This window comes from Amycolatopsis melonis, from assembly GCF_040064235.1.
Taxonomy (GTDB): domain Bacteria; phylum Actinomycetota; class Actinomycetes; order Mycobacteriales; family Pseudonocardiaceae; genus Amycolatopsis; species Amycolatopsis melonis.
Window position 1 is genome coordinate 124,545 of record NZ_JBDZYD010000013.1, and the last position, 24,822, is coordinate 149,366.

The following is a 24,822-nucleotide window of genomic DNA, read 5'->3' on the forward strand; positions in this document are numbered from 1 at the left end:
TGACATTACGGCGGTATGTTCGACGCCCGTTCGGTGAGATCCGCGTCCACTCACCGGGAGTCGGGAGGTCAGTGGCCCGAAACGCGCCGTTCACATGAACGTGCGAAGTCGGTCACAAGGGACGGGCTACAGGACGCCGGAGACCTCCCGCGCCGCGACGCGCAGGCCGTCCAGCGACGCCTGCGTCGACTTCGGGTTCAGCGCGTTGGCCGCCAGCCGGAACAGCACGGCACGCAGCAGCAGCTGCGGCCACTCCGGCAGGTGCGCCCAGCGTTCGAGCAGCTCGCGGGTCGCGCCGCCCCACGCGAGGGCGTCCACCGCCACGATCGCCGCGCCGTACTCGCCCGGGCGGTAGTACGGCACGAAGTCGACCACGCCGGGCGCGGCGTCGCCGTCGAACAGCAGGCCGGCCAGCAGCTCGCCGTGGGCCACTTGGTGCGGGAGGCGGATCGGGCGGCGGGCACCGGCCAGTACCTCGAACCAGCGGCCGCCCTTGGTTTCCTCCAGGGGAACCTCGAGTTCCTCCCACGCGACACGGTCGGCGATCGCGTCGATGTCACGGCGGGTGGCCAGGAAGTCCGGCCGGGGCAGGCCGAAGGTGGCGCGGTGCAGCTTCACCGCCGCCAGCACCGACTCGTCGCCGCGGTGCTCGGGGGTGCCGCTGAGGAACCTGGACGCCGTCCAGCCCCCGACGATCCAGCGGCCGTCGGTCGAGCGGACCGGCTTGGCGACCCGCAGCCCCGGCTCGTCGGCGTAGTCCAGCGCGCGGGCGGTCCACAACGTCCTGGCCTTGTCGGTGACCGGCTTGAAGACGAGGTCACCGCAGCGCCACACGGCCGAGTCCGGCAACGGCTCGGCGGCAGGCTCGCCACTGGCGCCGAAGGCCGCGCAGACGTGCGCCGGAGGGCGTTCGAGGGTTGACCGCACGAGCCGTGACGTTACCCGGCCGGGTGTTCCACGATCGAGAAGACGCGCTGGTCACGCAGTGTTTTACAACTCAGGCAAACGCCCCAAGGTGGCCTTGGGTGTGTTCAACGCACCGAAGGCCACCTTGGGGCGATCGGGCCACTCTCAGTAGGTCGGCAGGCTCGGGTCGATCTGCCGGGCCCAGGCCAGGACGCCGCCACCGAGGTGCGTCGCGTCCTTGAACCCGGCCGCGTGCAGGGCGGCGAGGGCTTCGGCGGACCGGGCGCCCGACTTGCAGTGCAGGACGATCGGCTTGTCCTGCGGCAGCTCCGCCAGCGCCTCGCCCGAGAGGATGCGGTCCTTCGGGATCAGCGTCGCGCCCTTGATGTTGACGATCTCGTACTCGTGCGGCTCGCGGACGTCGATCAGCGCGAAGTTCTCGCCGCTGTCGAACTTGGCCTTCAGCTCCGCCGGGGTGATGGTGCTGCCCGACGCCGCCTGGGCCGCCTCGTCCGACACGACACCGCAGAACGCCTCGTAGTCGATCAGCTCGGTGATCTTCGGCGTGTCCGGGTCCTTGCGGATCTTGACCTCGCGGTACTTCATCTCCAGCGCGTCGTAGCTGATCAGGCGGCCGAGCAGCGGCTCGCCGATGCCGGTGATGAGCTTGATCGCCTCGGTCACCATGATCGAGCCGATGGACGCGCACAGCACGCCCAGCACGCCACCCTCGGCGCAGGAGGGCACCATGCCCGGGGGCGGCGGCTCCGGGTAGAGGTCGCGGTAGTTGAGGCCCTTGCCGTTCGGCGCGTCCTCCCAGAACACGCTGACCTGGCCCTCGAACCGGAAGATCGAGCCCCACACGTACGGCTTGCCGAGGATCACCGCGGCGTCGTTGACCAGGTAACGCGTCGCGAAGTTGTCGGTGCCGTCGACGATCAGGTCGTACTGCTCGAAGATCTCCAGCGCGTTCGACGAGTCCAGCCGGTCGGTGTGCAGGTGGACCTTGACGAACGGGTTGACCTCGGCGATCGACTCCTGCGCCGACGCGGCCTTGAGCTTGCCGACGTCGGACTGGCCGTGGATGACCTGGCGCTGCAGGTTCGACTCGTCGACGACGTCGAAGTCGACGATGCCGAGCGTGCCGACGCCTGCCGCGGCCAGGTAGAGCAGCGCGGGGCTGCCGAGGCCGCCGGCGCCGATGACCAGGACCTTCGCGTTCTTCAGCCGCTTCTGCCCGGTCACCCCGACGTCCGGGATGATCAGGTGACGGCTGTACCGGGCCACCTCTTCCTTGGTGAGCTCGGCAGCCGGCTCGACGAGCGGCGGCAGTGCTGACATGGGTCCTCCATCTCGCGCGCGGATCGCGTCCATCCCACTATGCACAACGCCCGCAGGCAAATAAGCCTTCCCGCGTCCGGATGGTGGGACGCGGTCAGGGCGTGGGGTTCGGCCAGGCGTTGGTCTTGCAGACGCGGCCGTCCTTGGCCACCTTGCCCTTGTCGCCGCCGGGGATGTCGTTGAGCATCGCGACGTAGTCGTCGGCCACCCCGAAGGACTGCTGCATCATCACCGGCGCCGGCTGGTCGTTGCCGCCGCAGCCGACGTGCTTGTTGCCCAGCGCGTGCCCGACCTCGTGGTTGATGGCGTACTGCCGGTACCCGGTCATGTCCGCGCCGTACGCCTTCGCGCCGCGCACCCAGCGGGCCAGGTTGATCAGCACGCGGCCCATGCTCTTGCGGTAGCAGGACGCCTCGAACTTGATCTGGAAGCCGCAGGCGTCCGCGCGGTGCGTGGTCTCCGGCGTGGTGAGGCTCACCCGGAACGACGGGTTCGGGAAGTTCGCGTCGACGCGCTGGAAGGCGACCTTGCCGTCCCACGTCCAGCTCTTGGGATCGGACAGGGTGCCCTGCACGGCCGTCGCGAAGGCGTCGTCGCCGGCGTAGCTCGACGGGTCGATCCCGTCCTCGACCTCGACGGTGTAGGTGTACAGCGTCCCGGTGCCGATCTTCGGGCCGCTGCCCGGCACGACGTGCCAGGTGCCCTTGCCCGCCTGGGTGTACGGGCTGCCGTTGGGCAGGTCGGCCGTCGGCACCTTGAGGTCGACCGGCGTGGCCGGGTTCTCGGGGATGCCCTGGTCGCCGTTGCCGTCGATGGCGCCGCCGGAGGTGTCGCCGCCCGCCGACTCGACGCTGCCGGACGCGGAGGTGCCCGGCTCGGCGATCGGCTGGGCCGGGCTGGTGGCGGTGTTGACCACGACGAGCACGGTCAGCACGACCAGGATCGGCAGGGCGTAGACGCGCCAGCCGTAGGTCTTGGTGAGCTTCGCCAGGCCGGACTTCGGCGGCGGGTCCTTCTTCTCGCGGGTGGCCGGCACCTCCGGCTTCCAGGAGGCGCTCAGCGGCTCGGCGCTGGTGCGCCGCCCGCCCGGGCGGTAGCGGTCTTCGCCGAGGCGCTGGGCCGGGGTCTTCGACGGGCGGTACTGCCCGGATTCCGGGGCGCCGGGCGTGCGGCGGGGTGCCCGCCGATCTTCGCCTCGCGCGTCCTGCTTCACCCGGTCCACCGCACCAGGGTGCCACAGCGCCGGGCCGCCGCCCGCGGCGACTGGCGGATCATCGAGTGAACTCGCCGTCACCCGATCGGCCTACCAGTCACCGGCCTCGACGTGCTCCCACATGCCCAGCACGGCCCTGGCGACGACGACCGGGCGCTCCATCTGCGCGACGTGCCCGGTGCGCGGCAGCACCAGCAGCCGGGCCCGCGGGATGGCCCGCGCGGTCCGCACGGCGCGTTTCACGGAGATGACGCGGTCGTCGCGGCCCCAGACGACCAGCGTCGGTGCCTTGACCCGCGGCGCGACCGACCAGAGCGACGCCTTCCCCAGCGTCGACCAGGCCCGGAAGATCGCGAAGGTACTGCGGGCCAGCGCGGGCGCAGCCCACTCGAAGCCCGCCCGGGCGCCGTGTTCCTCGGTCAGCTCGTCGAGCCGGCTCTCGGGGAACCGCGACGGGTCCGCGAAGCACAGCTTGATGACCTGCGCGGCGCGTTCCCGCGGCCCGAGCGCGGCCAGCTGGGCCCGCACGCGCGCGCCGACCAGCGGGAGGTAGGCCAGCGCCATCCGCGGGTCGGACAGCCGCCGCGGGTCGGGCCGCAGGTCGGGGACTGCCGGCGAGATGAGCGTCAGCGTCTCGACCAGCTCCGGCCGCTGCGCGGCGACCAGCAGCGAGATCGCCCCGCCCATGGAGTTGCCGAACAGGTGCACCGGCGCGCCGGCGTTCTCGATGTGCCGCGCGACGACGTCGGCGTGGGCCTGGAGAGTGAAGTCGAAGCCCTCCTCGGGCTCGGAGTAGCCGAAGCCGGGCAGGTCGGGCGCGGTGCCGGCAGCGACCGGCGCGAGCAGCGCGGCCAGGTCGGTCCAGTTCGTCGACGAACCGCCGAGGCCGTGGACGTACACCGCGGGCACGCCGTCCGGGCCCGGCGTGCGGCGGACGTGCAGCCGGGCGGTGCCTGCCTCCTCGAAGGCGGCGGGCCACGGCGGCGGGACGGGGTCGAGCGAGGGCAGGGCCCTGGTCGACAGGGGCACGTGGGTCAGCGGCGCCCGCGACGGCACGGGGGTGTTCACGGGTCCAGAATGCCCGACCCTTGGCACGGCACGCGTACCGGCGAGTAATCTTCAGGGCGACTTCACGCGGTGGCGACCCCGCCCGTCGAAGGGGTTGAGACGGGAGGAAGAGCATGACGGAGATGACGCGGCTGCAGCAACGCGGGGTGCGGCTGCCCCGGACCGAGCGCCGGGCCCAGCTCCTCGCCGCGGCGCAGCGGGTCTTCGCCGAGAACGGCTACCACGCCGCCGCGATGGACGAGATCGCCGAGGTCGCGGGCGTCTCCAAGCCGGTGCTGTACCAGCACTTCCCCGGCAAGCTCGACCTCTACATCGCGCTGCTGGAAAGCCACGTCGACGAGCTGGTCAAGCGCGTGCAGACGGCACTGGACTCCACGACGGAGAACCGCCAGCGCGTGCCGGCGACGGTCGGCGCGTTCTTCGACTTCGTCAGCAACGACGCGGGCGCGTTCCGCATGGTGTTCGAGTCCGACCTGCGCGGCGAGCCGGCGGTCCAGGAAGCGGTCGACCGCGCGACGTCGGCGAGCGTGGACGCGATCACCGAGACGATCACCGCGGACGCGGGCCTCGACGAGGACAAGGCACGCCTGCTGGCGGTCGGCCTGGTCGGGATGAGCCAGGTCAGCGCCCGGTTCTGGCTGCAGCACCACCAGTCGATGAGCCGCGAGGAGGCGGTGGCCCTGACGGCCAACCTGGCCTGGCGCGGCATCGGCGGCGGCTTCCCCCTCAAGGACGCCTGACGCTTCGCGGCGCAAAGCGGCACTTTCACGTGAAAGTGCCGCGGTTCAGCGAGCCGCCACCCGGACCAGCGCGGAGATCTGGCGGGCGACCTCGAAGGGCCGTTCCTGCGGCAGCATGTGCCCGGCGCCCGGAAACCGGACGAACTCCGCGTGCGGCAGCTCGTCGGCGATCACCTTCGCGTGGGCCAGCGGGCAGAGCCGGTCCTTCTCCCCCGCCAGCACCACCGACGGGACGTCGCACAGCGCGCCCAGCCCGCCGACGCCGCGGTGGGCCGCGATCGCGTCCAGGAACAGGCCCGCGCTCGCCGGGTGCGCGCACAGCAGCTGCTCGACGACGCTGTCCACCTGCGCCCGCCCCGGCCGGTCGCCGAAGACGAGCCCGCGGGCCACCGAGCGGACCATGCCCGGCCGCAGCCGCAGCGTGTCGCTCCGCAGGCGGGCCAGCAGCCGCGCGACCCGCGGCTCGAACCGCGTCACGCTCCGGCCCACGACGCCCGGGAACCCGAGCGTCAGCCGGTCCATGTCCCCCGACGACGTCGCGACGAACGCCGCGCCCGCCAAACGGGAAGCCACCAGCGCCGGGTGCCGTTCGGCGAGCACCATCAGCGTCATCCCGCCCATGGAGTGCCCGGCGAGGACCAGCGGCCCGGCCGGGGCGCGGCCGGCGATCAGCTCGGCGAGGTCGTCGGCCAGCCGGGCGATCGTCGCCGAGCCGGGGCGGGCGGGTGCCGAGCCGCCGTGGCCGCGCAGGTCGTAGCGCAGCACGCGCAGTCCCGGGTCGAGGTGCGGGAGCACGAAGTCCCACGTCCGGTGGTCCTGCGTCCACCCGTGCACCAGCACCAGCGTGACGGCGGAATCGGCCGGGCCCGACTGCGTGACGTGGAGCGTGGCGCCGTCGCTGGTGACGAACCGGCCGGGCGCGAGAACGGTGGTCATCGGCCCGCCGGGAGCAGGAACGACTTGCGCCAGAAGTACTTCCCCGGCAGCCCGACCAGCCCGGACTCCTGCAGGAACGGCATGATCTTCTCCCCGGCCCAGGCGATCGTGCCCTGCCAGTGCGGGTTGTTCAGCGCCGCTTGGACGCCGTCGCGCGGCCGGATGCCGACCGCCTTGTAGACGTCCGGGTTGATGAACGCCCGCGTCACGAAGTACGAGATCAGCGCGATGACGAACTGCTGGTAGGCGATCTCGGCCTTCGACAGCTTCGCCATGCCGCGCGTGACCTCTTCACGGGCGAAGGTGACGTGCCGCGCCTCCTCCAGGACGTGGATCCGGTTGACCATCCGGACCAGCGGCTGGACGCCTTCGTCGTTCATCTGCTCACGCTGCAGCCGGTCGAGGACCTCCTCGGCGACCAGGATCGCGCCGTAGCGCGCCGGGCCGTAGGAGATCGTGGGCATCAGCTTCGCGAGCTTCCGCAGCCACGGCACCGGGCCGTAGGCGGGGCAGCCGATCCGCGCGGCCATCCGCGCGAACATCGTCGAGTGGCGGCACTCGTCGGCGATCTCGGTGAGCGCGAACTGGGCGTGCGCGGACGTCGGGTCCTCTTCGTAGACCTCCTTGAGCAGCATCTGCATCAGCAGGATCTCGAACCACAGCCCGGTGGTCGCGACGCTGGCGACCTCGTGTTTGCCCAGCTCGATGCGCTGTTCCGGAGTCAGCTTCTCCCAGAGTTCGGTGCCGTACAGCGAGGAGCGCTCTTCGAGGATGTAGCGCTTGCCCTCGACCAGCGGCGCGGTCCAGTCGATGTCGACGTCGGGGTCGTAGAACTTGTTCGCCGACGACTTCAGCAGGCGGTCCGCGGTCTTCTCGCGGTCCGGTTCCTTCAGCGTCCGCGTCATTGCCGACACCCCTTCCGCATGTGTAACTTGAGGTAACAGTTACCTGTGCGTAGCATGACTCTCGTGATCGAACGTGTCAAGCGCACCAAGCAGGCCGGCAAGTCCTCCCGCGACGGGGAGGCGACCGGCGACGCCCGCCGCGACCGCTGGCGCAAGCACCGGATCGCGCGCCGCAAGGAGTTCGTCGAGGCGGCGCTGCGCGCGCTCGACAAGCACGGCCCCGACCTCGGCATGGAGGACGTCGCCGCGGAGGCAGGCGTCACGAAGCCGGTGCTGTACCGGCACTTCGACGACAAGGCCGACCTCTACGTGGCGCTGGGCCAGCGCGGCACGGAGATCCTGTTCGAGCGGCTGATCCCGGCGATCAACGCCGAGCTGGCGCCGGTCCCGCGGATCCGGATGGCGCTCGACGCGTTCTTCACGGTGATCGAGGAGCACCCGAACCTGTACCGCCTGCTCGCGCACGGCCGTCCGGAGAAGCCGGTGTCCTCGGACGTCGTGGCCGAGGACAAGGAGCTGATCGCGACGGCGCTGACCGCGCTGCTCGGCGACTACATGCGGATGTTCAACATGGACTCGGGCGCGGCCGAGCCGTGGGCGCACGGCATCGTCGGCATGGTCCAGAACACCGGCGAGTGGTGGCTGGACCGCCGCTCGATGAGCCGCGACGCGGTCGTGGAGTACCTGACGCAGATCATCTGGGCGGCGATCGACGGGCTGACCCGCCAGAACGGCGTGGTCATCGACCCGAACCTGCCCCTGGAAGCCAACAAGGTGGTCCAGCTGGGCCGCGCTTCGGACCCGGTGGAGGAAACGTCATGAGCGAGCACGACGAAGACGGCTACAGCGGCGAGGCGACCCTGGTCGTCGACGGCGTTTCCCTGACGGCGACGGTCGAGCTGCGCGGCTACTTCCAGCCGATCGACGGCTACTACCGCTGGTACGGCCGGGTGGCGGTGAACGACGAGCTGACGAAGCTGGCGGGCGGCAAGAAGAAGCCGGTCACCATCCACGCGGGCGCGCACACGGCGACGGGCGAGCTGTCGGACCCGGACCCGTGGGGCCGCTACCGGATCACCGGCACGAGCACCCCGCCGTTCCACGTGCCGACGACGCTCGAGGAACTCAACGCCTGAGACGTTCGCCGGTGCGGTACAGCTCCACCAGGAGCGGCCGCAGCGCACGGCCGGCGTCCGTGAGTTCGTAGGTGACCCTCGTCGGGAAGCCCGGTTCCGCCGAGCGGTGCACCAGCCCGCGGGCACGCAGCACCGCCAGGCGCTCGGTCAGCACCTTGTCGCTGATCTGCGGCAACGCCGCCCGCAGCGCGCTGTAGGACTGCGGGCCCGCCATCAGGTCGCGCAGCACCAGCGTCGTCCAGCGGCCGGCGATCGCGGCCAGCGCCGTCTCCACCGGGCAGTCCGGCGACGGCCGGTCCGTGCGGCCCGCCGCCGACGGCACCAGGGACTCGTCCCACGTCCTTACCGTTTGGTGAGCCACGCACGCCTCCGGTTCGCTGGCCGCCATGGACATCGCACTGACCACCGAGGCCGGGCGGCACCCGGCCGTGTTCGCCCGTGCCTTCAACAGCGGCGACCCCGATCTCGTCGAGGCCGTCTACGAAACCCGCGGGGTACTGGTGCCCGAGCCGGGCCGTCCGGTGACCGGCGCGGACCGGCGAGCGGCGAACCGCGCCTTCCAGGGCCTCGGCCGCCCGATCGACGTCCGGCCGCGGCACGTCTACGTCGCCGGGGACCTCGCCCTGCTCATCGTCGACTGGACCATCGGCGAGGACGTCCGCGGCACCGCCACCGACGTCGCCCGCCGCGGCGCGGACGGGAAGTGGCGGTACGTGATCGACAACCCCTTCGGGGTCGCCTGAAACCGGTGAAGGCCACCTCGCGAGGTGGCCTTCACGGGTTCACCGAATCAGCTGCCGACGCCGAAGCCGACCTTCCGGACGTCGGACGGGGCGATCTCGACGTACGCGATGCGATCGGAAGGGACGATGTACTTGCGCCCCTTCTCGTCGTTGATGCGGAAGAGCCCGTCACCGGCCGTCAGGGCCTCGGCGACCAGCTTCTCCACCTCTTCGGGAGACTGGCCACTGGACACCACCAGCTCGCGCGGCGTGTCCTTGATGCCGATCTTGACCTCCACGTGGGACCTCCGCTGGAAATTCGTAAGGGATGTGCCGGCCAAGGCTAACCGAACCGGCTCGTTCCGGTGGCGCATGACCGCGCCCAACCGCGTCGTCACTTCCGGGTACTCCATCGGGTTCAGCCCAGGCCGAGCGCCTGCATGCGCTTCGTGTGCCCCTGTTGCAACCGCCGGAACAGCGCCGCAATTCCGGAGAGGTCGCCCGAGCCGCTGATGATCAACTCAGCCAGCCCGTCGCGCTCGGCGACGACGTACTGGGCCTGCGTCAGCGCCTCGCCGAGCAGGCGGCGCCCCCACAGGGCGAGCTTGTCGCGGGTCTTGGGGTCGGCTTCGATGCCGGCCGCCACCTCGCGCTCGGCGAACGCCGAGTGGCCGGTGTCGGCCAGCACGGTCAGCACGAGGTCCTTGGTCTCCGGGTCGAGCCAGCTGGCGATCTCGCGGTAGAGGTCGGCGGCCAGCCCGTCCCCGACGTAGGCCTTGACCAGCGACTCCAGCCACGACTTCGGCGGCGTCGAGGCGTGCCAGGCGTCGACCTGGTTCACGAACGGCGCCATGGCGTCGGCGATCTTGACGCCGTGCCCGGCCAGGTGCTGCTCGAGCAGGCCGTAGTGACCGATCTCCGCGGCGGCCATCTGCGCCAGCGCGGCGCGCCCGGCCAGGGTCGGGGCGCTGCGCGCGTCCTCGGCCAGGCGGTCGAACGCGGACAGTTCGAGATAGGCGATCACACCCAGCAGGTCGACGACGCCTTCGCTGATCTCTTTCGGCTCGGTCACGGCGGCCAGGGTATCGCCGAAGCACCCGGACGTGGCGGGACGAGACCCATCCCACTGGCTCCGGCGCGGCGGGTACTGTCGAAAAACTGCTGACCAGGTACACTGGCGATCGACATCAAGCTTCCGTACGCCATACCGGCGTCGGGAAACAGGCAGGTCACGTGGCCTGCCGGACGTACTGCAATGTGCGTGCACGCCTCTTCCGGCAATCCCGGGACGGACCGGTTCCGCGCTTCGAGAACAGCGCCAGGGACCAGGGTTTACTCCCGGTCGAGTGTCGAGCGGACCCACGGCTGTGCGCGCTGGTCACGAGAGAGGCGATCACCCTGACCGCAGAAAACCCCACAACCGAAGAGACCAGTCCCGCCGTCGCGCTGGAACACAGCGAGACCGGCCCGGCCGCGCTCGACACCTCGCACCCGCTGCAGGCGGGCGCCCCGGTCGAGCCGGAGGCCCCGACGTTCGCGTCCTTCGGCGTCAAGCCCGAGATCGTCAAGGCGCTGGCCGAGGCAGGCATCGAGCGCACCTTCGCGATCCAGGCGCTGACGCTGCCGCTGGCCATGGCAGGCGACGACCTCATCGGCCAGGCCCGCACCGGCATGGGCAAGACGCTGGGCTTCGGCGTCCCGCTGCTGCACCGCGTGCAGGTCCCCGGCGACGGCACCCCGCAGGTGCTGGTCGTGGTCCCGACCCGCGAGCTGTGCATCCAGGTCGCCAACGACCTCAAGGGCGCGGGCAAGCACCTGGGCATCCGCACCCTGGCCATCTACGGCGGCCGCCCGTACGAGCCGCAGATCGAGGCGCTGCGCAAGGGCGTCGACGTCGTGATCGGCACCCCGGGCCGCCTGCTCGACCTGGCCGAGCAGCAGCACCTGGTGCTGGGCAAGGTCCGCGGCCTGGTGCTCGACGAGGCCGACGAGATGCTCGACCTCGGCTTCCTGCCCGACATCGAGCGCATCCTGCGGATGGTGCCGGACGAGCGGCAGACCATGCTGTTCTCGGCCACCATGCCCGGCCCGATCATCACGCTGGCCCGCACGTTCCTCAAGCAGCCGACGCACATCCGCGCCGAGGAGAACGACGCCGGCGCGGTACACGAGCGCACCACCCAGTTCGTCTACCGGGCGCACTCGATGGACAAGCCGGAGGTCGTCGCCCGGATCCTGCAGGCGGCCGACCGCGGCCTGACGATGATCTTCAGCCGCACCAAGCGCACCGCCCAGAAGGTGGCCGACGACCTGGTCGAGCGCGGCTTCGCGGCCGCCGCCGTGCACGGCGACCTCGGCCAGGGCGCCCGCGAGCAGGCACTGCGCGCGTTCCGCTCGGGCAAGGTCGACGTCCTGGTCGCGACCGACGTCGCCGCCCGCGGCATCGACATCGACGACGTCACGCACGTCATCAACTACCAGTGCCCGGAGGACGAGAAGACCTACGTCCACCGGATCGGGCGCACCGGCCGCGCCGGGCGCACCGGCGTCGCGGTCACCCTCGTCGACTGGGACGAAGAGCCGCGCTGGAAGCTGATCTCCGACACCCTCGGCCTGGACATCCCGGAGCCGGTGGAGACGTACTCGTCGTCGAAGCACCTGTACGAGGACCTCGGCATCCCGGAGGGCACGACCGGGCGGCTGCCGCTGGCGAAGCGGACCCGCGCGGGCCTGGCCGCCGAGGAGGAAGAGGACCTGGGCGGCAAGAAGCGCGGCCGCCGTCGTGGCGAGGCCGCCTCGGAAGACGCGCCGCGCAAGCGCACCCGGGCCCCGCGCAAGCGGACCCGCGGCGGGGCGCGCGCGGCCGAGGCGATCGAGGCGGCGGACAACGCCGCTGCCGCTTCTTCGGACGACGCTCCGGCCCCCGCGTCGGAGGGTCGCACCCGGTCGCGTCGCCGCACCCGTGGTGGCAACGCCCCGGAGGCGGCCGGCCCGGCCACCGAGAAGGAGGACGGCGAGAACGCCGAGCGTCCGGCCCGGCGGCGCCGCCGTCGCCGTCCGGCGGCCACGTCTGATACACCTGCGTCGGCAGACTGAGGCCTACAGCGGGGGTCGGTGGGGTGAGCGACGAGGAGAAGGCGTCCGAAGAGGCGTCCGCGTACGGCGCCGAAGAGGTCCTTGAGCTTCCTCCGCCTCCGCCGCCCGCCCCGCGGGTCAAGGCGCGCCGGTCACCCTGGAACCGCGGGCGGGACCGGGTGATCGCCGCGCTGATCGCGGTGGCCGTGGTGGCCGTCGCGCTGGTGATCGGCGTGACGAGCGACAGCGCGGCCACCGACCGGACCACCGCGGCACCGCCCCCGCCGTTGCCCGCGGCCCCGGACAAGGTGCCGGGGTCGCTGGCCGAGCTGTGGAGCGCACCCAGCGCGGCGACGCCGGTCCCGGTGACGGCGGGCGACACGGTCGTGACCGCGGACGGCGGCGAGGTCGCCGCCCGCGACCCGCTGACCGGGCAGATCCGCTGGCACTACACGCGTGACCTGCCGTTGTGCACGGTGAACGAGACGTGGGGGCGGGTCAACGCCGTCTACCACAAGACGTCGAACTGCAGCGAGGTGACGCAGCTCGACCCGGGCACGGGCCGGATCACGGCCCAGCGCAACGGCAACGCGGAGCTGGGCACGCAGCTGGTGAGCGACGGCTCCCACGTGACGGCGACGGGCAAGAAGCTCCTCGACACCTGGCGCGACGACCTGGTGAAGAGCGCGGAGTACGGCCAGGTCCCGGCACTGGTGAACGCGGGCAAGCAACCGCGCACGGGCTGCACGTACGGCACGGTGTCGGCGGCGGCGGGCAAGGTGGGCGTGATCGAGCGCTGCCCGGGCGACCCGGCCGACCGCCTGACGGTGTACAAGGCAACACCGGAGAAGGACGACGAGCCCCAGGTGTCGTTCAGCAGCGTCCTGGCGGGCAAGAGGGCGCGCCTGATCGCGATGTCGGGCGACCTCGCGGCGGTGGTCCTCCCGGACCAGAAGCTCCTGGTGACGTACAACGGCGACGGCACCCAGCGCGCGGCGTACCCGCTGGACGTCCCCCCGTCCGACCTGGCCCAGGACCCGCCATCGGGCGTGGAGGCCACGACCCAGACAACGGCGAACGTGTACTGGTTCAGCGGATCGAAGGTCCTGGCCCTGTCCCGCGACGACCTGTCACCCCGCTGGACGCTGAGCAGCGCGGTGGGCCCGGGCATCACGTTCGCGAGCCAGCTGGTGGTCCCGATCAAGGGCGGCTTGGCGGTCCTGAACGAAAACGACGGTTCGACAATCCGAACGGTAGGCGTCGACCGCCGCGGCTACCCCGGCACGGTCCGGCTGGGTGTGGCGGGGCCGGTCCTGCTGGAGGAACGCGGAACGACGCTGACGGCGTTGAAGTGACCCGACGTCCCGAGTGATGCCCGCCTGGTCACGCGAGATGCCCCGCCAGACACGCGAGATGCCCGCCTGATCACGCGAGTTCCGGCTTTAATCACGCGAGTTCCGGCCTTGATCACGCGGGTTCCGGGCATCTCCCGTGATGGGCAGGGAATCTCGCGTGATTGAGCGGGCATCACGTGTGATTGGGCGCGGGACTCGCGTGATTGGCGACGGAACCCGGGATCAGGTGAGCCAGAAGAGGGTCAGGGCCGAGATCGCGAACAGCATCACGGCAACACCGGCACCGGCAGCGGGAAGCCCGTTGCGCCGATCGGCAACTCGCTGAGCCACCACCCCGAGGACGGCGGCGATCGGGTGACCGATCAGCAAGGTCGCACCGGGGCCGGGCGCACCGGTGTACAGGCAGATCCCGCCCACGGCGAGGACCCCGACAGCCAGGATCACGAGCCCGGCAGCCACCGAGCTGGTGAAGCCACGCCACCAGCGCCCGCCATCCTTGGCCGGTGGGGGTGGCTCCTCGGCGGCCTCAGGCGAGATGCGCTCGGGTTCGACGCGCTCCTGCGGCACGGTCTCCGGACCGGACTCGGCTTGCTCGATGGCAGGCTCGGCCCGTTCCAGGGGCTCGGTCTCCGGACCTAAGTCGGCTCGCTTAGCCCGTCCCCGGCCCGCGGCTTCCAGCCCTGGCTCGGCCCCCTCAGCCCGCCCCGCGGCCTCCCGGCCTGAGTCGGCCCGCCCCCAGCCCGCGGCCTCCCCGCCTGATCCGGCGCCCGGCTCGACGCCGCGACCCGGTGGGTTTTCGGGGCCGGCGGGCAGAGGGACCGTTGCCAGTTCGTCGGTGTCCGGTGAAGCCACGTTCCTCCCTCTCAGGGCGCGAGCAGGTCCCATGGCTGCGCCTGCGGGGCTGCTTCCTGGCCCGCCGCGCAGCTGGGCCTGAAGTCGCACCAGGCGCAGCGGCGGTCCGGGCGGGCCGGGAACAGCACGTCGCCGTCGCCGCCCGCCTCCAGGGTATCCGTGGCCAGGCGGAGGTCTTCGGCGGTCTCTTCCGCTCGCTGCAGATGGCGCTGCAGGCTCTCCGGGGTGTGCTCCGCCGCCGCGATCGTGCCGCTCGGCAAATGGTGCAGCTCGACCGTCGTGCACGGCATCCGCAACGTCCGTGCCGCCGCCACCGCGTACAACGCCAGTGCCTGCGACGCCCTCGCCTCGTACTCGTCCGGCGGCCGCCTTCCCGTCTTGTAGTCCACGATCACCAGCTCGCCGTCGCGGGCGTCGATGCGGTCCGCGCGGCCCTCGATGATCATCGAGGGCCGCTCCCCCGGTGTCGGGCTCACCGGCGCCGACACCCAGCGCTCCAGCCCGACCGGGTCGTGGGTGACGTCGTTGTCCTCGACGTACTCCGCCACCCAGCCCTTCGCCCGCGCCCGGTACCGCGCCGCCTGCTCGTCGCTCTCGAAGCCCGCGTCCTTCCAGTGCTCGGCCACGAGCGCCACGGCACGCTGCGGCACCCGCTTGAGCACCGGCAGGTCGAACAACGCCCGCAGCGCGTTGTGCACCACCGCGCCCAGCGTGCTGTGCGCCCACGGCCCGGTGCGCTGCGGTGTCGGCCGCTGCAGGTACGCGAGCCGGTACCGGCGCGGGCAGTCGTCGAAGGTCGCCAGCCGCGCCGGGGACACCTTCGTCAGCCGCACCGGTTGCGCCACGCCGAAATCGAAGCCCATCTGCTCCTTCACGATCCCCACGCTACGCACCACCACCGACACTTTCCGCCGCGGGACGCGCCTACCCGACCACCAGGACCGTGTGAGTACCGCCGGACACGGTCAGCGGACCGGCGGCGCGCACTGCCCTCCCGTCCAGCAGCACCAGGCGGCCGGACGGGACGACCAGGGAGCCGGACGTCCCCTGCGGAGCCGTGACAGTCAACGAGAACACCGAGCCACGCTGCGACCACGAAGCCGACAACGCGCCCTTCGGCGTCGGCACCGCTCCGCGCGCCCACGCCACGCCACCCGGGTTGGGCGCGACCTTCCACGTCGCGAACCCGGGCGACGTCGGCGAAACGCCCAGCAGCTCGTTCGTCAGCGCTGGCACGACGCCGGTCGACCAGCCGTGTGCCGCCGACGTGTAGCCCTGCTCGTAGTGCGAGCCGCCTTCGCCGATGCCCTCCCATGCCGTGATGCCCGGGTCGTGCGTGGCCATCCAGCCGTACATCCGCTTGATCTGGTCGATCGCCGACGCCGCCTGCCCGGTCCGGAACCGCGCCTGCAGCTCCGGGAACGACGTGAACGCGTACACGCGCTTCGTCCCGTCGGAGACGAGAGTGTCGTTGTCCATGAAGGGGTTCCCGTACGGCAACGCGCCCGCCGCGAGCCGCGCCAGCGCCGAAGACGCCTGCGCCGGCGAAGCGATGCCTGCCAGCACGGCGTGGCTGTTGCCGTCCTGGCCGTGCCGCACCGCGCCCGTCGCGGAGTCGAGGTACGCGCCCGCCGCCGGGTCCCACAGGTACGCGTTCACTGCCGCCGCGACGCCCGAAGCACGCGAAAGCCACCGGTCCGCGTCGGGCGCGTGTCCCGTCGCCCGCGCCAGGCCCGCTGCGGCCTGAAGCGCCCGGACGTACAACGCGTTGTAGTAGGTCACTTCGCCCGTACGCGGAAGGAACGCGTAGTCGCCGTAGCCGCCTGTGCCGTTGAGCCCCTTCGCGAGCAACCCGCGCGAATCGGTGACCGACGGGTACCACGTGTCGAGCGTCTTCACGAGGTGCGAGTAGTACGAAGCCGCGTACGCGGTGTCGCCCGTGTAGAGCACGTAGTCCCAGCTCGACGTCACCCACCAGAGCGGATAGTCGAACAGCGGCAGCGTGTAGCCGTTGATCGACGCGGGCGGGATCCAGCCGTCCGCGCGCTGGTGGTCGGCCAGGTCGGCCAGCACGTTCCGCGCCGCCGTGCCGTCCTGGTGGGTCAGGTACTGGGTCAGGCCGGAGACCGCGACGTCGCCGACGTACGGGTCCCGGTCGCGCTTCGCGCCGTCGTGCAGCACGAGCTTTCCGTCCAGGGACGGCGAAAACGCGCCGCGGGGGTCCACATCGGACTCGCGGAAGGTGTCCATGCCCAGCTCGTTGGTGTAGGACGCCGCGTACCAGTACTGGTTGAGCTGCTCGTCGGAGGACTCGAACCAGCCGCGGTAGGTCGACGGGGTGCCGAGGAACGGCGTGAAGTCGAGCGAGACGCCGCTGATGCGCACCTCGCCGGACGGCTGGGCCAGGGGCGCGTCCGAGGCCAGCGCGTCGAGGCTGATCCGCAGGTAGCGGAAGCCGTGGAGGCCGTCGGCGCACACCTGGTTGCCGCTCAGGCAGCCCTTGGTGTCCCGCCAGACCGTCGGCGCCGTCGGCACGACGTACTGGTCGGTGCCCGGCCCGCCGGCGAAGTCCGAGCGCGTGAAGTCGGAGCGTTCGCCCAGGTACTGGCGGGTTTCCGAGAACGCGAGCCGGACGCCCGGCCGGTTCGGCGACGCGCCCGCGAAGGCGATCTTCGGGTAGCCGGCGACGACCTTGCCGAAGTCGACGACCACCGACGGCACCGGCGGGTCGGCCACCAGGCCCGGCCACACCTCGGCAACCCGGCTGAACTCGCCCGACGGCGTGTTCTGGTCCTTCGTGACGGTGATCCGGACCTGCGTGGTGGTCACCGGCCGGTCGAAGGCGACCGCGCGCTGCACGGCGGTGTTGCCGCTCACCGAAGCGGCGACGCGCCACGCGCCCGCGTCCAGCACCTCGACCGTGAAGTCCTGCGGCACACCGTCCACGTTGGACAGGACGGTGACGCCGGGCAGCGCGACCGGCGTGGCGGAGGTGACGGTCAGCACGTCCGGATAGGCGCCGATCGTGTCGTCGTTCCAGAAGGTCTCGGGGTTGCCGTCAACGGCGTTGCCCGGGTCGTAGGTCCGTGGCTGGCCGTTGCCGCCGTTGTTCGGCGCGTGGAACGACGACGCGGCCGCCGTCGTCCCCGCGGGCCACGCGGGCTTCGGCGGCGGCGCCTGCCGCCTGAGCACCGCGACGCCGCGGCCGAGCAGGCCGTCCGGGTTGGTGACGTCGCCGTCGGCGGACAGCACGCGCACCGGCCGGACGTCCCGGCTCGACGGCGCCACCACGTACTGCTGCCAGCCCGGTGCCGCGGTGGCGGGCGCGGCGGCCACCCCGCTCGCCACCAGGACCGTCACCGGCAGGAAAGCTCTGAGCCACTTCATCGGGGCCTCCGCAGGCATTGAATCGTTTCAAGCGCTGAGCTGAAGTTCAGGCTGCGCGAGAGCTGCCAACGATGTCAACGCGCCGGGCGGATCCTGTCCGGCAGGACAACCCGGGTGGCGGCGTCAGCCCGCGCCGGAGATGAACCCGCGCACGGAGTTCGCGACGAGCTCGACGGCGATCGCCGCGAGCAGCAGCCCGGCCACCTTGGCCAGCAGCGTGATGCCGCTTTCCTTGATCAGCCGGATGACGACGCCGGAGTAGCGCATGCAGAGGTAGATCACGAAGTGGACGGTGACGATGGCCAGCGCGAGCGCGATGTACGCGCCGACGTGACCGTCGGCCTGCCGGACGAACACGATCGTCGCGGCGATCGCGCCGGGCCCGGCCAGCAGCGGTGTGCCGAGCGGGACGAGCGCGACGTTGACGTCCTCCGCGGCCGCCTCGGTCTCGTGGCCGTTGCTGGTGAGCAGCTGCAGCGCGATCAGCAGGAGCAGCAGCCCGCCCGCGCCCTGCAGCGCGGGGATGCCGATGCCGAGGTAGGCCAGGATCGCCTGGCCCGCCACCGCGAACAGGCTGATGACCAGCAGCGACACCAGGACGGCCTGCCGGGCGGCGCGTGCCCGCGTCGCCATCGGCTTGCGGCCGACGAGGCTGAGGAACACCGGCACGGTGCCGGGCGGGTCCATGATGACGATCAGGGTGATCGTCGCGCTCATGAAGAGCTTCGCGTCGAAGACGTCGGCGAACGCCATGTCAGCCCTTCACGACCTGGTACCCCGTCGCGCGCGAGGCGAGTTCCTCGAACTGCCCGGGATCGGTGGTGCATTCGCCGAGTTTGATCGTCTTGTTCGTGCCGTGGTAGTCGCTGGATCCGGTGACGAGCAGGCCGAGCTCGCCGGCCAGCTCGCGGGTGCGGGCCCGCGTCGGCGCGTCGTGGTTGGGGTGGTCGGCCTCGACGCCGGTGAGCCCGCGCGCGGCCAGCCCGGCGAGGGTGTCCTCGCTGATGGTGGCGCCGCGGCTGAAGGCGAAGGGGTGCGCGATGACCGTGACGCCGCCTGCCGCGGCGATCATGTCGATGGCCTCCTCGACCGGCGTGTCGCGCCGGGCGACGTAGTAGCCGCGGCGGGGGCTGAGGTAGTCGGCGAAGGCCTCGTCGACGGACGCGACCAGCCCGGCCCGGACCAGCGCCTGAGCCAGGTGGGGACGTCCCGGCGGCGAGTCCTCGGGCAGCAGGCCGAAGATCTCGTCGATGTCGATGGGGAGGCCGTCGGCGGCCATCCGCTCGGCCATCCGGCGCAGCCGCGTGCGGCGCTCGAGCCGCAGCCGCGTCTGCTCGGTGACGACGGCCTCGGAGGTCGGGTCGAAGAGGTAGGCGAGCAGGTGGACGCTGATCTGCCTGCCCGTCTCGGGGTCGGTCGACACCGTGGACAGCTCGGCGCCGGGCACCAGCGTCAGGCCAGGGGGCACCGCCTCGGCGGCGGGTGCCCAGCCGGCGGTGGTGTCGTGGTCGGTGATCGCCACGACGTCGAGCCCGGCTTTCGCGGCCGCGGCGACGAGCCCGGCCGGCGTGTCGGTGCCGTCGGAGGCGGTGGAGTGGGCGTGCAGGTCGATGCGCATCGTGTCCATTGTCGACGATGCGCTGGGTCACACGTGCCGCGGGCTCAGCCCACCGGCTTCTTGCCGCGTGCGGCCCGCTGTGCCTTGATCATGGAGAAGCGTTCGGCCTGCTTCTGCTTGTCGCCGAAGACCAGCTCCGAGATCGTGTCGTAGAACTCTTCGGGCCGCGGGATGTAGTCGATCCGGTTCAGCGCCTGGATCTGACCGGCGGACTCGACCACCATCGTGCCGTAGCCCATCATGCGGCCGTTGGCCGTGCGGACGTAGCTGAGGTCGGTGACCTTGCTGATGGGCATCATCAGCACCTTGGTGGTGAACACCCCGGTGGTCATCACGAACCGCTTGTCCGTGACGACCAGCCGTTCGACCCACCACTCGACCACGATGTAGGCGAACCGCAGCACGACGAGCAGCGCGACGTACCAGAGGATGTTCTGGCCGATGTACAGCGCCGGTGGCAGCAGGTAGGACACCAGGACGCAGACGGCCAGGAGCGCGGCCGCCTCGAAGGTGTCCCACAGCAGCACCGCCCAGTGGCGGCGGATCCGGATGACCCGCCGCTCGGTGTCGAGGAGGTACTCGTCGGGGTCGCGTGGCGCGAACATGGGTTCGAGGGTAGCCCCGCGGTCAGCCCTTGAACACGTTGCTGACGAAGGTGATCACCGATTCGGCCGAGTCACGGAGGAAGTCGATGATGTTGCCGACGAGGCCCGCGGCCTGCCCCGGCTGCGCAATGACGAAGAACAGCACCAACGCGATACCGGCGAGGCCCGCAATCTTCTTCACGTTCACCGCGATCAATCCCGTCTCTTACGGTGACACCGGACAACAGACTTTTAACTTGTACCGCACTCGACAAGCGCACGGGAGGTAAGTCCCGCGCCCGGGTCAGCACGCCGGTCCGAAGTGTACCGCACGGCTACTCTCCGTGTACAGGACATCCGTTTTCAGTTCGGTCACGTCTACCCTTCGGGACATGAAGGGCTTGCGGGACGCCACGGTCCGCTGCGTCGGCGGCATCGTGCACGACGACCAGGGCCGTTTGCTGCTCATCCGGCGCGCAAATGACCCCGGTTCGGGTCAATGGTCGCTGCCGGGTGGCCGAGTCGAACCGGGCGAATCCGACGAAACGGCCGTGATCAGGGAGCTTCGGGAGGAAACGGGGCTCGACGTGATTCCGGGCACACTCGTGGGAACGGTGACTCGAGGGCCGTACGAGATCCACGACTACGCCTGCACGGTGTCCGGAGGGGTTCTCACGCCGGGTGACGACGCCTCGGCGGCGCGTTGGTCCGATGCGGCAGACCTCGCCGCCCTGGAGGCCGCCGGGGAGGTTGTGGACCTGCTTTATGTCACCTTGCGTGACTGGGGCGTGTTGCCGTGGGGGTGAGGGTGGGCGGTCAGCAGCCCCCACCCTTCCCGGGGGTGTCCCTATCTGGTTGTCAAGCCGCGGCGGGGGCAGGTTGGCGGTAGTGAGTGCCGTTGCGGAGCATCGCGTAGAGGACGTCGCAGCGGCGGCGGGCCAGGCAGATGAGGGCGGCGTTGTGCTTCTTGCCCTCGGCGCGTTTGCGGTCGTAGTAGGCGCGGCTGGTCGGGTCGGACAGCGAGGCGAAGGCGGCGAGGAAGAAGGCGCGTTTGAGCTGGCGGTTGCCGGTCCGTGCGGGGTGCTCGCCTTGATGCGGGTGCCGGAGCTGCGGGTGACCGGGGCGATGCCCGCGTAGGCGGCCAGGTGCCCGGAGCTGGCGAAGTGGCAGGCGTCGCCGACTTCGAGCAGGATGCGGGCTGCGGTCCTGACTCCGATGCCGGGCATCGAGGTCAGGACCCCGGCAAGAGGGTGCGCATCAAGTATCCCCTCCACCTGCTCAGCAACTTGTTTCCGCTGCTGCAGCACAGTTTTCAAGGTGTCGGCCAGCCTGGGCAGGACGGTGTCCGCGGCGGCGGTGCCTGGGACGGTGACGGTCTGCTCGGCCAGCGCGGTCATGATCGCTTCGACCAGCCGCTCGCCCATGCGAGGCGCGTGGACCTTGGCGATCGCAGTGAGTTTGCGGCGGCCGGCCTTGGCGATACCGGCCGGGCCTCCGCAACGCGAGAGGATTTCCAGCACTGCCGGGTCACTGATCCGCGGGCGATCGCGTGTTCCAGCGCGCGGTGGATGCCGGTGAGCAGGCGGATGCGGTTGCTGATCCGGGTGGCTTCGCCGGCCAGGTCGTCGTCGAACCCGACCAGCACCTCCGACAAACCTGGACAGTCCGGTGGGTTGTCCACAGCCCGCCCTCGGTTGTGGACAAGGCTCGCTGGTGTCTTGAATGACTCATTCAGGTCTTCGGATGTCCTGAATGACTCATTCAAGACGCCACTCCGGCCGCCGCGCCCAGGGTGAAAGACGAAGGCTAAAGCGGCAACCAGGTCATCCGCTGCCCGTGCGGAGCGGTCCGGGCCAGGGCGTGGGCCTCCGGCTTCCCGTCCTCCCACCGGACCACGCCCAGCACCGCCAGCCCGTCGGCGGCGCCGGACAGGTCGGCCCGCCCGGGCAGCACGGCCTCCAGTCCGGCCCCGTAGAACTCCTCCGAGACCCACCACACCGGCCGGGACTCCGCCAGCGAAGCCAGCGCGTCCACGAACTCCGCACGCCGCGAGGCACCGAAGTACGCCAGTGCGTGGCTCGTCACCACCACCAGCGGTCCCTCCAGCGACGCCGCCGCCGCGGGGAGGTCGTCCACTCCGTCGCCAGTGATCAGGCGGGGGCGGTGGCGGGACTGCTCGGCCGCCGCCGTGCGCAGGAGCCTGATGCGGTCCGGCTGGTCGGCCCAGACGCACGCCTCCAGCCAGGCCAGCTCGTCCTCGTCCGACAGGTCCACCGGTGCGCGGTCCAGGCCCGCCCGGTCCAGCAGCGCCAGCTTCTTCGGCAGCTTCGGGGCCACCGCTCCCGGGGCCAGGTCGAGCGCGCAGTGCAGGCCGACCGCCGCCTTCGCCGGGCCTGCCGTCAGCTGGTCGCCGCCGTCGCACTGGTAGCGGTAGCCGAACCGGTCGAGGCCGAGCAGCAGCCCCGCGCTGCAGCCGACCTCCAGCAGCGAGACCTTCCCGCCCGCCTCGCGCGCCGCCCGCGCGACACCCGGGTACAGCAGCGCCGCCCGGCGGACCTCGTTCGTCTGCGTGTACCGCGACGAAATCAGCTCACGCGCCTTCGAAGCCCGCTCCAGCAGGAACGACCGGAACAGCGGCCACGTGTCGGAGTCGACGCCGTCGAAACCGCCCAGCGACGGGTAGTAGCGCGACAGCGGGTGGATCGGGTCCGCCTGGACCAGCCGGTGCGCGGCCGCCATCAGCAGCGTCGCCCGCACCTCGCCGTCGCGGGCCACCGACAGCAGGCCAGCGACGTCGTCGTCCTCCGCGGCCTGCAGCGCCAGGTGCTCGTACAGCGGCGAGACGCCGCGGGCCTCGACCTCCGCGAACGTGCGGAGAATCCCCTTGATCCGGTCCAGATCCATCAGAGCCTCATTCGTGCGGCACCGGCCGGCCCGGCTGCTCCCCGCCCCGAGTCTCCCCGTACGAGCGCTTCGGCACCATCACCTTGCGCCGGAAGGTGCACACGATCGTGCCGTCCTGCTTGTAGCCGCGGGTTTCGACGTACACCACGCCGCGGTCGTCCTTCGACTTCGACGGCGTCTTGTCGAGCACCTCGGTCTCGCCGTAGATGGTGTCGCCGTGGAAGGTCGGCTTGACGTGCTTGAGCGACTCGACCTCGAGGTTCGCGATGGCCTTGCCCGAGACGTCCGGCACCGACATGCCCAGCAGGAGCGAGTAGACGTAGTTGCCGACGACGACGTTCTTGCCGAAGTCGGTCGTCTCGCCGGCGTAGTGCGCGTCCAGGTGCAGCGGGTGGTGGTTCATCGTGATCAGGCAGAACAGGTGGTCGTCGTATTCGGTGACCGTTTTGCCCGGCCAGTGCTTGTAGACCGCACCGACCTCGAACTCCTCGTAGTACCGACCGAACTGCACTCGTCATCTCCTGTCGCGTAACACCGCGTGAGGCTGGTACGACACGCATCCGTAGTGAGGAGTACCCTCAACCATCGGTGTTCGCGCGTCAACGCGAGCCCCACCACTCTGCACCCGGCCCGAAGGAGGTGAGGAACTCGATGAGTAGTGGCGATAGTCCGCTCCCTAGTAGTCCCAGCGTTCCCACCTCACCGGCCGTCCGGACCGAATTCCGGTAGGCCCGCTCTTCCCGGGAACGCTGGTGTGTCGCCGGGCGGACGCTTTTCCCCGCCCCTGGTCAGTCGTCTCGCACGACCCACGCACGACGCCCAGGAGATCCCATGCCTGCCCTTCCCTCGCTCGGCGGCCTTCGCGGCCGCGGCAACAAGGGCACCGTCCCGGTCCGTCCGGTTCCGGTGCCGCTGTCGGCCTACGTCGTCGACTGCGCGGTCTACGTCGGCGGTGAGCGCCTGCCCGGCCGCTGGACCCACGCCGAGGCCATCAAGGAGGTCCGGAAGCGGCACGAGGGGTTCGTCTGGATCGGCCTGCACGAGCCGGACGCCCAGCAGATCCAGGGTGTCGCGGACACGTTCGGGCTGCACGAGCTGGCGGTCGAGGACGCGCTCGAAGCGCACCAGCGGCCCAAGCTGGAGCGCTACGACGACACGCTGTTCCTGGTCGTCAAGACCGTCCGGTACGTCGAGCACGAGTCGCCGACCACGGCGAACGAGATCGTCGAGACCGGCGAGCTGATGGTGTTCCTCGGCCGCGACTTCGTCATCACCGTGCGGCACGGGAACCACTCCGGGCTGGCGCGGCTGCGCCGCGAGCTGGACGAGGACCCCGAGCGCCTGCAGCTGGGCCCGTCCGCGGTGGTGCACGCGATCACCGACCACGTCGTCGACCACTATCTCGACGTCACCGGCCGGATCGAGACCGACATCGACGAGATGGAGGCGCAGGTCTTCGCGCCCCGCTCGCAGGTCAGCGCCGAGCAGATCTACCTGATGAAGCGGGAGGTGCTGGAGCTGCGCCGCGCGGTGATGCCGCTGGCGACGCCGATCCAGCGCCTGGCCGAGGGCTACACGCGGCTGGTGCCGGACGAGGTCCGCTCCTACTTCCGCGACGTCGCCGACCACCTCACGACCGTGTCGGAGCGGGTGGCGGCGTTCGACGAACTGCTGTCCACCCTGGTCGACGCGACCGTGGCGAAGATTTCGCTGCAGCAGAACACCGATATGCGCAAGATCACGTCCTGGGCGGCGATCATCACGGTGCCGACGATGATCGCCGGTATCTACGGGATGAACTTCGACTACATGCCCGAGCTGCACTGGCAGTTCGGGTATCCGCTGGTGATCACCCTGATTCTCGGCATCTGCCTGTTGCTGTACCGAATATTCCGGAAGAACGGCTGGCTCTAGGTCCCTTTCCCCACCGGATTCCTTCGGAGAACCGTCATGTCCAAGATGCTGTCCAACCTGAAGTTCTGGGCGCTCGCGCTCAGCGTGCTGTGGATCGTCGTCATCACTTCCGTCATCGTCGCCGACCCCGGGTTCGCGCACGGCATGAAATGACGCCCCCGGGTCG

Annotated in this window: 26 protein-coding genes and 1 pseudogene; 8 read left to right on the top strand and 19 right to left on the bottom strand. The window is 70.9% G+C overall.

The features are described 5' to 3' along the window. Positions 1-126: 126 nt before the first annotated feature. The 4 genes from ABJI51_RS31900 to ABJI51_RS31915 form a co-directional block, all read right to left on the bottom strand. Positions 127-927, bottom strand: coding sequence for a TIGR02569 family protein (locus ABJI51_RS31900; protein ID WP_348954767.1), 801 nt, complete (start codon positions 925-927; stop codon positions 127-129). 144 nt (positions 928-1,071) lie between these two features. Beyond that, positions 1,072-2,247, bottom strand: a complete 1,176-nt coding sequence (moeZ, locus tag ABJI51_RS31905) for an adenylyltransferase/sulfurtransferase MoeZ (protein WP_348954768.1) — start codon at positions 2,245-2,247, stop codon at positions 1,072-1,074. 94 nt (positions 2,248-2,341) lie between these two features. After that, positions 2,342-3,469: a DUF3152 domain-containing protein gene (locus ABJI51_RS31910; RefSeq protein WP_348954769.1), complete on the bottom strand. Its 1,128-nt coding sequence runs from the start codon at positions 3,467-3,469 to the stop codon at positions 2,342-2,344. Positions 3,470-3,550: 81 nt separating this feature from the next. After that, the gene (locus tag ABJI51_RS31915) at positions 3,551-4,528 is read right to left on the bottom strand and encodes an alpha/beta fold hydrolase (RefSeq protein WP_348954770.1); all 978 of its coding nucleotides are present in this window, start codon (positions 4,526-4,528) and stop codon (positions 3,551-3,553) included. Positions 4,529-4,641: 113 nt separating this feature from the next. Between ABJI51_RS31915 and ABJI51_RS31920 the strand changes: the two genes are divergently transcribed. Beyond that, positions 4,642-5,268, top strand: coding sequence for a TetR/AcrR family transcriptional regulator (locus ABJI51_RS31920; protein WP_285999752.1), 627 nt, complete (start codon positions 4,642-4,644; stop codon positions 5,266-5,268). A gap of 45 nt (positions 5,269-5,313) precedes the next feature. Here ABJI51_RS31920 and ABJI51_RS31925 read toward each other — a convergent pair whose 3' ends face one another. Then, positions 5,314-6,204: an alpha/beta fold hydrolase gene (locus tag ABJI51_RS31925; protein WP_348954771.1), complete on the bottom strand. Its 891-nt coding sequence runs from the start codon at positions 6,202-6,204 to the stop codon at positions 5,314-5,316. After that, positions 6,201-7,109 (bottom strand): AurF N-oxygenase family protein, encoded by a 909-nt coding sequence (locus tag ABJI51_RS31930; RefSeq protein ID WP_348954772.1) that lies wholly within the window; start codon positions 7,107-7,109, stop codon positions 6,201-6,203. Before ABJI51_RS31930 ends, ABJI51_RS31925 begins: the two co-directional genes overlap by 4 nt. 54 nt (positions 7,110-7,163) lie before the next feature. On the opposite strand from ABJI51_RS31930, the gene ABJI51_RS31935 reads away from it, so the two are divergent. Together ABJI51_RS31935 and ABJI51_RS31940 are read left to right on the top strand one after the other, a co-directional pair. Then, complete coding sequence (locus ABJI51_RS31935; protein WP_348954773.1) at positions 7,164-7,931, top strand: TetR/AcrR family transcriptional regulator; 768 nt, start codon at positions 7,164-7,166, stop codon at positions 7,929-7,931. Beyond that, on the top strand, positions 7,928-8,245 hold the full coding sequence (locus ABJI51_RS31940) for a DUF4873 domain-containing protein (protein WP_348954774.1): 318 nt from the start codon (positions 7,928-7,930) through the stop codon (positions 8,243-8,245). The genes ABJI51_RS31935 and ABJI51_RS31940 overlap by 4 nt, the downstream gene beginning before the upstream one ends. Here ABJI51_RS31940 and ABJI51_RS31945 read toward each other — a convergent pair. After that, positions 8,235-8,606, bottom strand: a complete 372-nt coding sequence (locus ABJI51_RS31945) for a winged helix-turn-helix transcriptional regulator (protein WP_348954775.1) — start codon at positions 8,604-8,606, stop codon at positions 8,235-8,237. The genes ABJI51_RS31940 and ABJI51_RS31945 overlap by 11 nt on opposite strands. A gap of 25 nt (positions 8,607-8,631) precedes the next feature. Here ABJI51_RS31945 and ABJI51_RS31950 point away from each other — a divergent pair, with 25 nt between their 5' ends. Continuing rightward, positions 8,632-8,988, top strand: a complete 357-nt coding sequence (locus tag ABJI51_RS31950) for a YybH family protein (RefSeq protein WP_348954776.1) — start codon at positions 8,632-8,634, stop codon at positions 8,986-8,988. Between the two features lie 47 nt (positions 8,989-9,035). Here the strand turns inward: ABJI51_RS31950 and ABJI51_RS31955 are convergent, their stop codons facing one another. Beyond that, entirely contained in the window at positions 9,036-9,266 is a 231-nt protein-coding gene (locus tag ABJI51_RS31955) for a DUF3107 domain-containing protein (protein WP_348954777.1), read from the bottom strand. A 119-nt stretch (positions 9,267-9,385) separates the two neighbouring features. Beyond that, on the bottom strand, positions 9,386-10,039 hold the full coding sequence (locus tag ABJI51_RS31960) for a ferritin-like fold-containing protein (RefSeq protein WP_348954778.1): 654 nt from the start codon (positions 10,037-10,039) through the stop codon (positions 9,386-9,388). A gap of 422 nt (positions 10,040-10,461) precedes the next feature. Here ABJI51_RS31960 and ABJI51_RS31965 point away from each other — a divergent pair, with 422 nt between their 5' ends. Both ABJI51_RS31965 and ABJI51_RS31970 read left to right on the top strand, forming a co-directional pair. Beyond that, a complete protein-coding gene (locus ABJI51_RS31965) occupies positions 10,462-12,063 on the top strand; it encodes a DEAD/DEAH box helicase (protein WP_348955009.1) in 1,602 nt (533 codons plus the stop codon). A gap of 23 nt (positions 12,064-12,086) precedes the next feature. Next, positions 12,087-13,397 carry an Rv3212 family protein gene (locus ABJI51_RS31970; protein ID WP_348954779.1) on the top strand — a complete coding sequence of 437 codons (1,311 nt, stop codon included), beginning with the start codon at positions 12,087-12,089 and terminating at the stop codon, positions 13,395-13,397. Positions 13,398-13,619: 222 nt separating this feature from the next. Here ABJI51_RS31970 and ABJI51_RS31975 read toward each other — a convergent pair whose 3' ends face one another. The 7 genes from ABJI51_RS31975 to ABJI51_RS32005 form a co-directional block, all read right to left on the bottom strand. After that, a complete protein-coding gene (locus tag ABJI51_RS31975; protein ID WP_348954780.1) occupies positions 13,620-14,249 on the bottom strand; it encodes a hypothetical protein in 630 nt (209 codons plus the stop codon). 11 nt (positions 14,250-14,260) lie between these two features. Continuing rightward, entirely contained in the window at positions 14,261-15,112 is an 852-nt protein-coding gene (locus tag ABJI51_RS31980) for a RecB family exonuclease (RefSeq protein ID WP_348955010.1), read from the bottom strand. A 61-nt stretch (positions 15,113-15,173) separates the two neighbouring features. Beyond that, positions 15,174-17,636: an alpha-L-rhamnosidase-related protein gene (locus tag ABJI51_RS31985; protein WP_348954781.1), complete on the bottom strand. Its 2,463-nt coding sequence runs from the start codon at positions 17,634-17,636 to the stop codon at positions 15,174-15,176. 123 nt (positions 17,637-17,759) lie between these two features. Continuing rightward, positions 17,760-18,389: a MarC family protein gene (locus ABJI51_RS31990; protein WP_348954782.1), complete on the bottom strand. Its 630-nt coding sequence runs from the start codon at positions 18,387-18,389 to the stop codon at positions 17,760-17,762. A 1-nt stretch (position 18,390) separates the two neighbouring features. Next, complete coding sequence (locus tag ABJI51_RS31995) at positions 18,391-19,254, bottom strand: PHP domain-containing protein (RefSeq protein WP_431605680.1); 864 nt, start codon at positions 19,252-19,254, stop codon at positions 18,391-18,393. A 44-nt stretch (positions 19,255-19,298) separates the two neighbouring features. Beyond that, positions 19,299-19,859, bottom strand: a complete 561-nt coding sequence (locus ABJI51_RS32000) for a PH domain-containing protein (RefSeq protein ID WP_348954784.1) — start codon at positions 19,857-19,859, stop codon at positions 19,299-19,301. Between the two features lie 22 nt (positions 19,860-19,881). Next, positions 19,882-20,046, bottom strand: a complete 165-nt coding sequence (locus tag ABJI51_RS32005; protein ID WP_348954785.1) for a hypothetical protein — start codon at positions 20,044-20,046, stop codon at positions 19,882-19,884. A gap of 184 nt (positions 20,047-20,230) precedes the next feature. Between ABJI51_RS32005 and ABJI51_RS32010 the strand changes: the two genes are divergently transcribed. Next, on the top strand, positions 20,231-20,644 hold the full coding sequence (locus ABJI51_RS32010; RefSeq protein ID WP_348954786.1) for an NUDIX hydrolase: 414 nt from the start codon (positions 20,231-20,233) through the stop codon (positions 20,642-20,644). Positions 20,645-20,696: 52 nt separating this feature from the next. On the opposite strand, the pseudogene ABJI51_RS32015 reads toward ABJI51_RS32010, so the two are convergent. From ABJI51_RS32015 to ABJI51_RS32025, 3 genes and pseudogenes are all read right to left on the bottom strand, one after another. Further along, positions 20,697-21,489: pseudogene (locus ABJI51_RS32015) on the bottom strand (IS110 family RNA-guided transposase); the annotation flags it as partial. 155 nt (positions 21,490-21,644) lie between these two features. Continuing rightward, positions 21,645-22,742, bottom strand: coding sequence for a DUF2332 domain-containing protein (locus ABJI51_RS32020; protein WP_348954787.1), 1,098 nt, complete (start codon positions 22,740-22,742; stop codon positions 21,645-21,647). A 7-nt stretch (positions 22,743-22,749) separates the two neighbouring features. Further along, the gene (locus ABJI51_RS32025; protein ID WP_285455763.1) at positions 22,750-23,253 is read right to left on the bottom strand and encodes a MaoC family dehydratase; all 504 of its coding nucleotides are present in this window, start codon (positions 23,251-23,253) and stop codon (positions 22,750-22,752) included. A 320-nt stretch (positions 23,254-23,573) separates the two neighbouring features. Here ABJI51_RS32025 and corA point away from each other — a divergent pair, with 320 nt between their 5' ends. Beyond that, the gene (gene corA / locus ABJI51_RS32030) at positions 23,574-24,656 is read left to right on the top strand and encodes a magnesium/cobalt transporter CorA (protein WP_348954788.1); all 1,083 of its coding nucleotides are present in this window, start codon (positions 23,574-23,576) and stop codon (positions 24,654-24,656) included. The last annotated feature ends 166 nt before the right edge of the window (positions 24,657-24,822 follow it).

Bases quoted from the DNA above. Each gene is read 5' to 3' on its own strand.
- moeZ (WP_348954768.1), bottom strand. From the start codon at position 2,247: ATGTCAGCACTGCCGCCGCTCGTCGAGCCGGCTGCCGAGCTCACCAAG.
- ABJI51_RS31920 (WP_285999752.1), top strand. From the start codon at position 4,642: ATGACGGAGATGACGCGGCTGCAGCAACGCGGGGTGCGGCTGCCCCGG.
- ABJI51_RS31925 (WP_348954771.1), bottom strand. From the start codon at position 6,204: ATGACCACCGTTCTCGCGCCCGGCCGGTTCGTCACCAGCGACGGCGCC.
- ABJI51_RS31930 (WP_348954772.1), bottom strand. From the start codon at position 7,109: ATGACGCGGACGCTGAAGGAACCGGACCGCGAGAAGACCGCGGACCGC.
- ABJI51_RS31935 (WP_348954773.1), top strand. From the start codon at position 7,164: ATGACTCTCGTGATCGAACGTGTCAAGCGCACCAAGCAGGCCGGCAAG.
- ABJI51_RS31940 (WP_348954774.1), top strand. From the start codon at position 7,928: ATGAGCGAGCACGACGAAGACGGCTACAGCGGCGAGGCGACCCTGGTC.
- ABJI51_RS31950 (WP_348954776.1), top strand. From the start codon at position 8,632: ATGGACATCGCACTGACCACCGAGGCCGGGCGGCACCCGGCCGTGTTC.
- ABJI51_RS31980 (WP_348955010.1), bottom strand. From the start codon at position 15,112: ATGGGCTTCGATTTCGGCGTGGCGCAACCGGTGCGGCTGACGAAGGTG.
- ABJI51_RS31985 (WP_348954781.1), bottom strand. From the start codon at position 17,636: ATGAAGTGGCTCAGAGCTTTCCTGCCGGTGACGGTCCTGGTGGCGAGC.
- ABJI51_RS31990 (WP_348954782.1), bottom strand. From the start codon at position 18,389: ATGGCGTTCGCCGACGTCTTCGACGCGAAGCTCTTCATGAGCGCGACG.
- ABJI51_RS31995 (WP_431605680.1), bottom strand. From the start codon at position 19,254: ATGCGCATCGACCTGCACGCCCACTCCACCGCCTCCGACGGCACCGAC.
- ABJI51_RS32000 (WP_348954784.1), bottom strand. From the start codon at position 19,859: ATGTTCGCGCCACGCGACCCCGACGAGTACCTCCTCGACACCGAGCGG.
- ABJI51_RS32010 (WP_348954786.1), top strand. From the start codon at position 20,231: ATGAAGGGCTTGCGGGACGCCACGGTCCGCTGCGTCGGCGGCATCGTG.
- ABJI51_RS32020 (WP_348954787.1), bottom strand. From the start codon at position 22,742: ATGGATCTGGACCGGATCAAGGGGATTCTCCGCACGTTCGCGGAGGTC.
- corA (WP_348954788.1), top strand. From the start codon at position 23,574: ATGCCTGCCCTTCCCTCGCTCGGCGGCCTTCGCGGCCGCGGCAACAAG.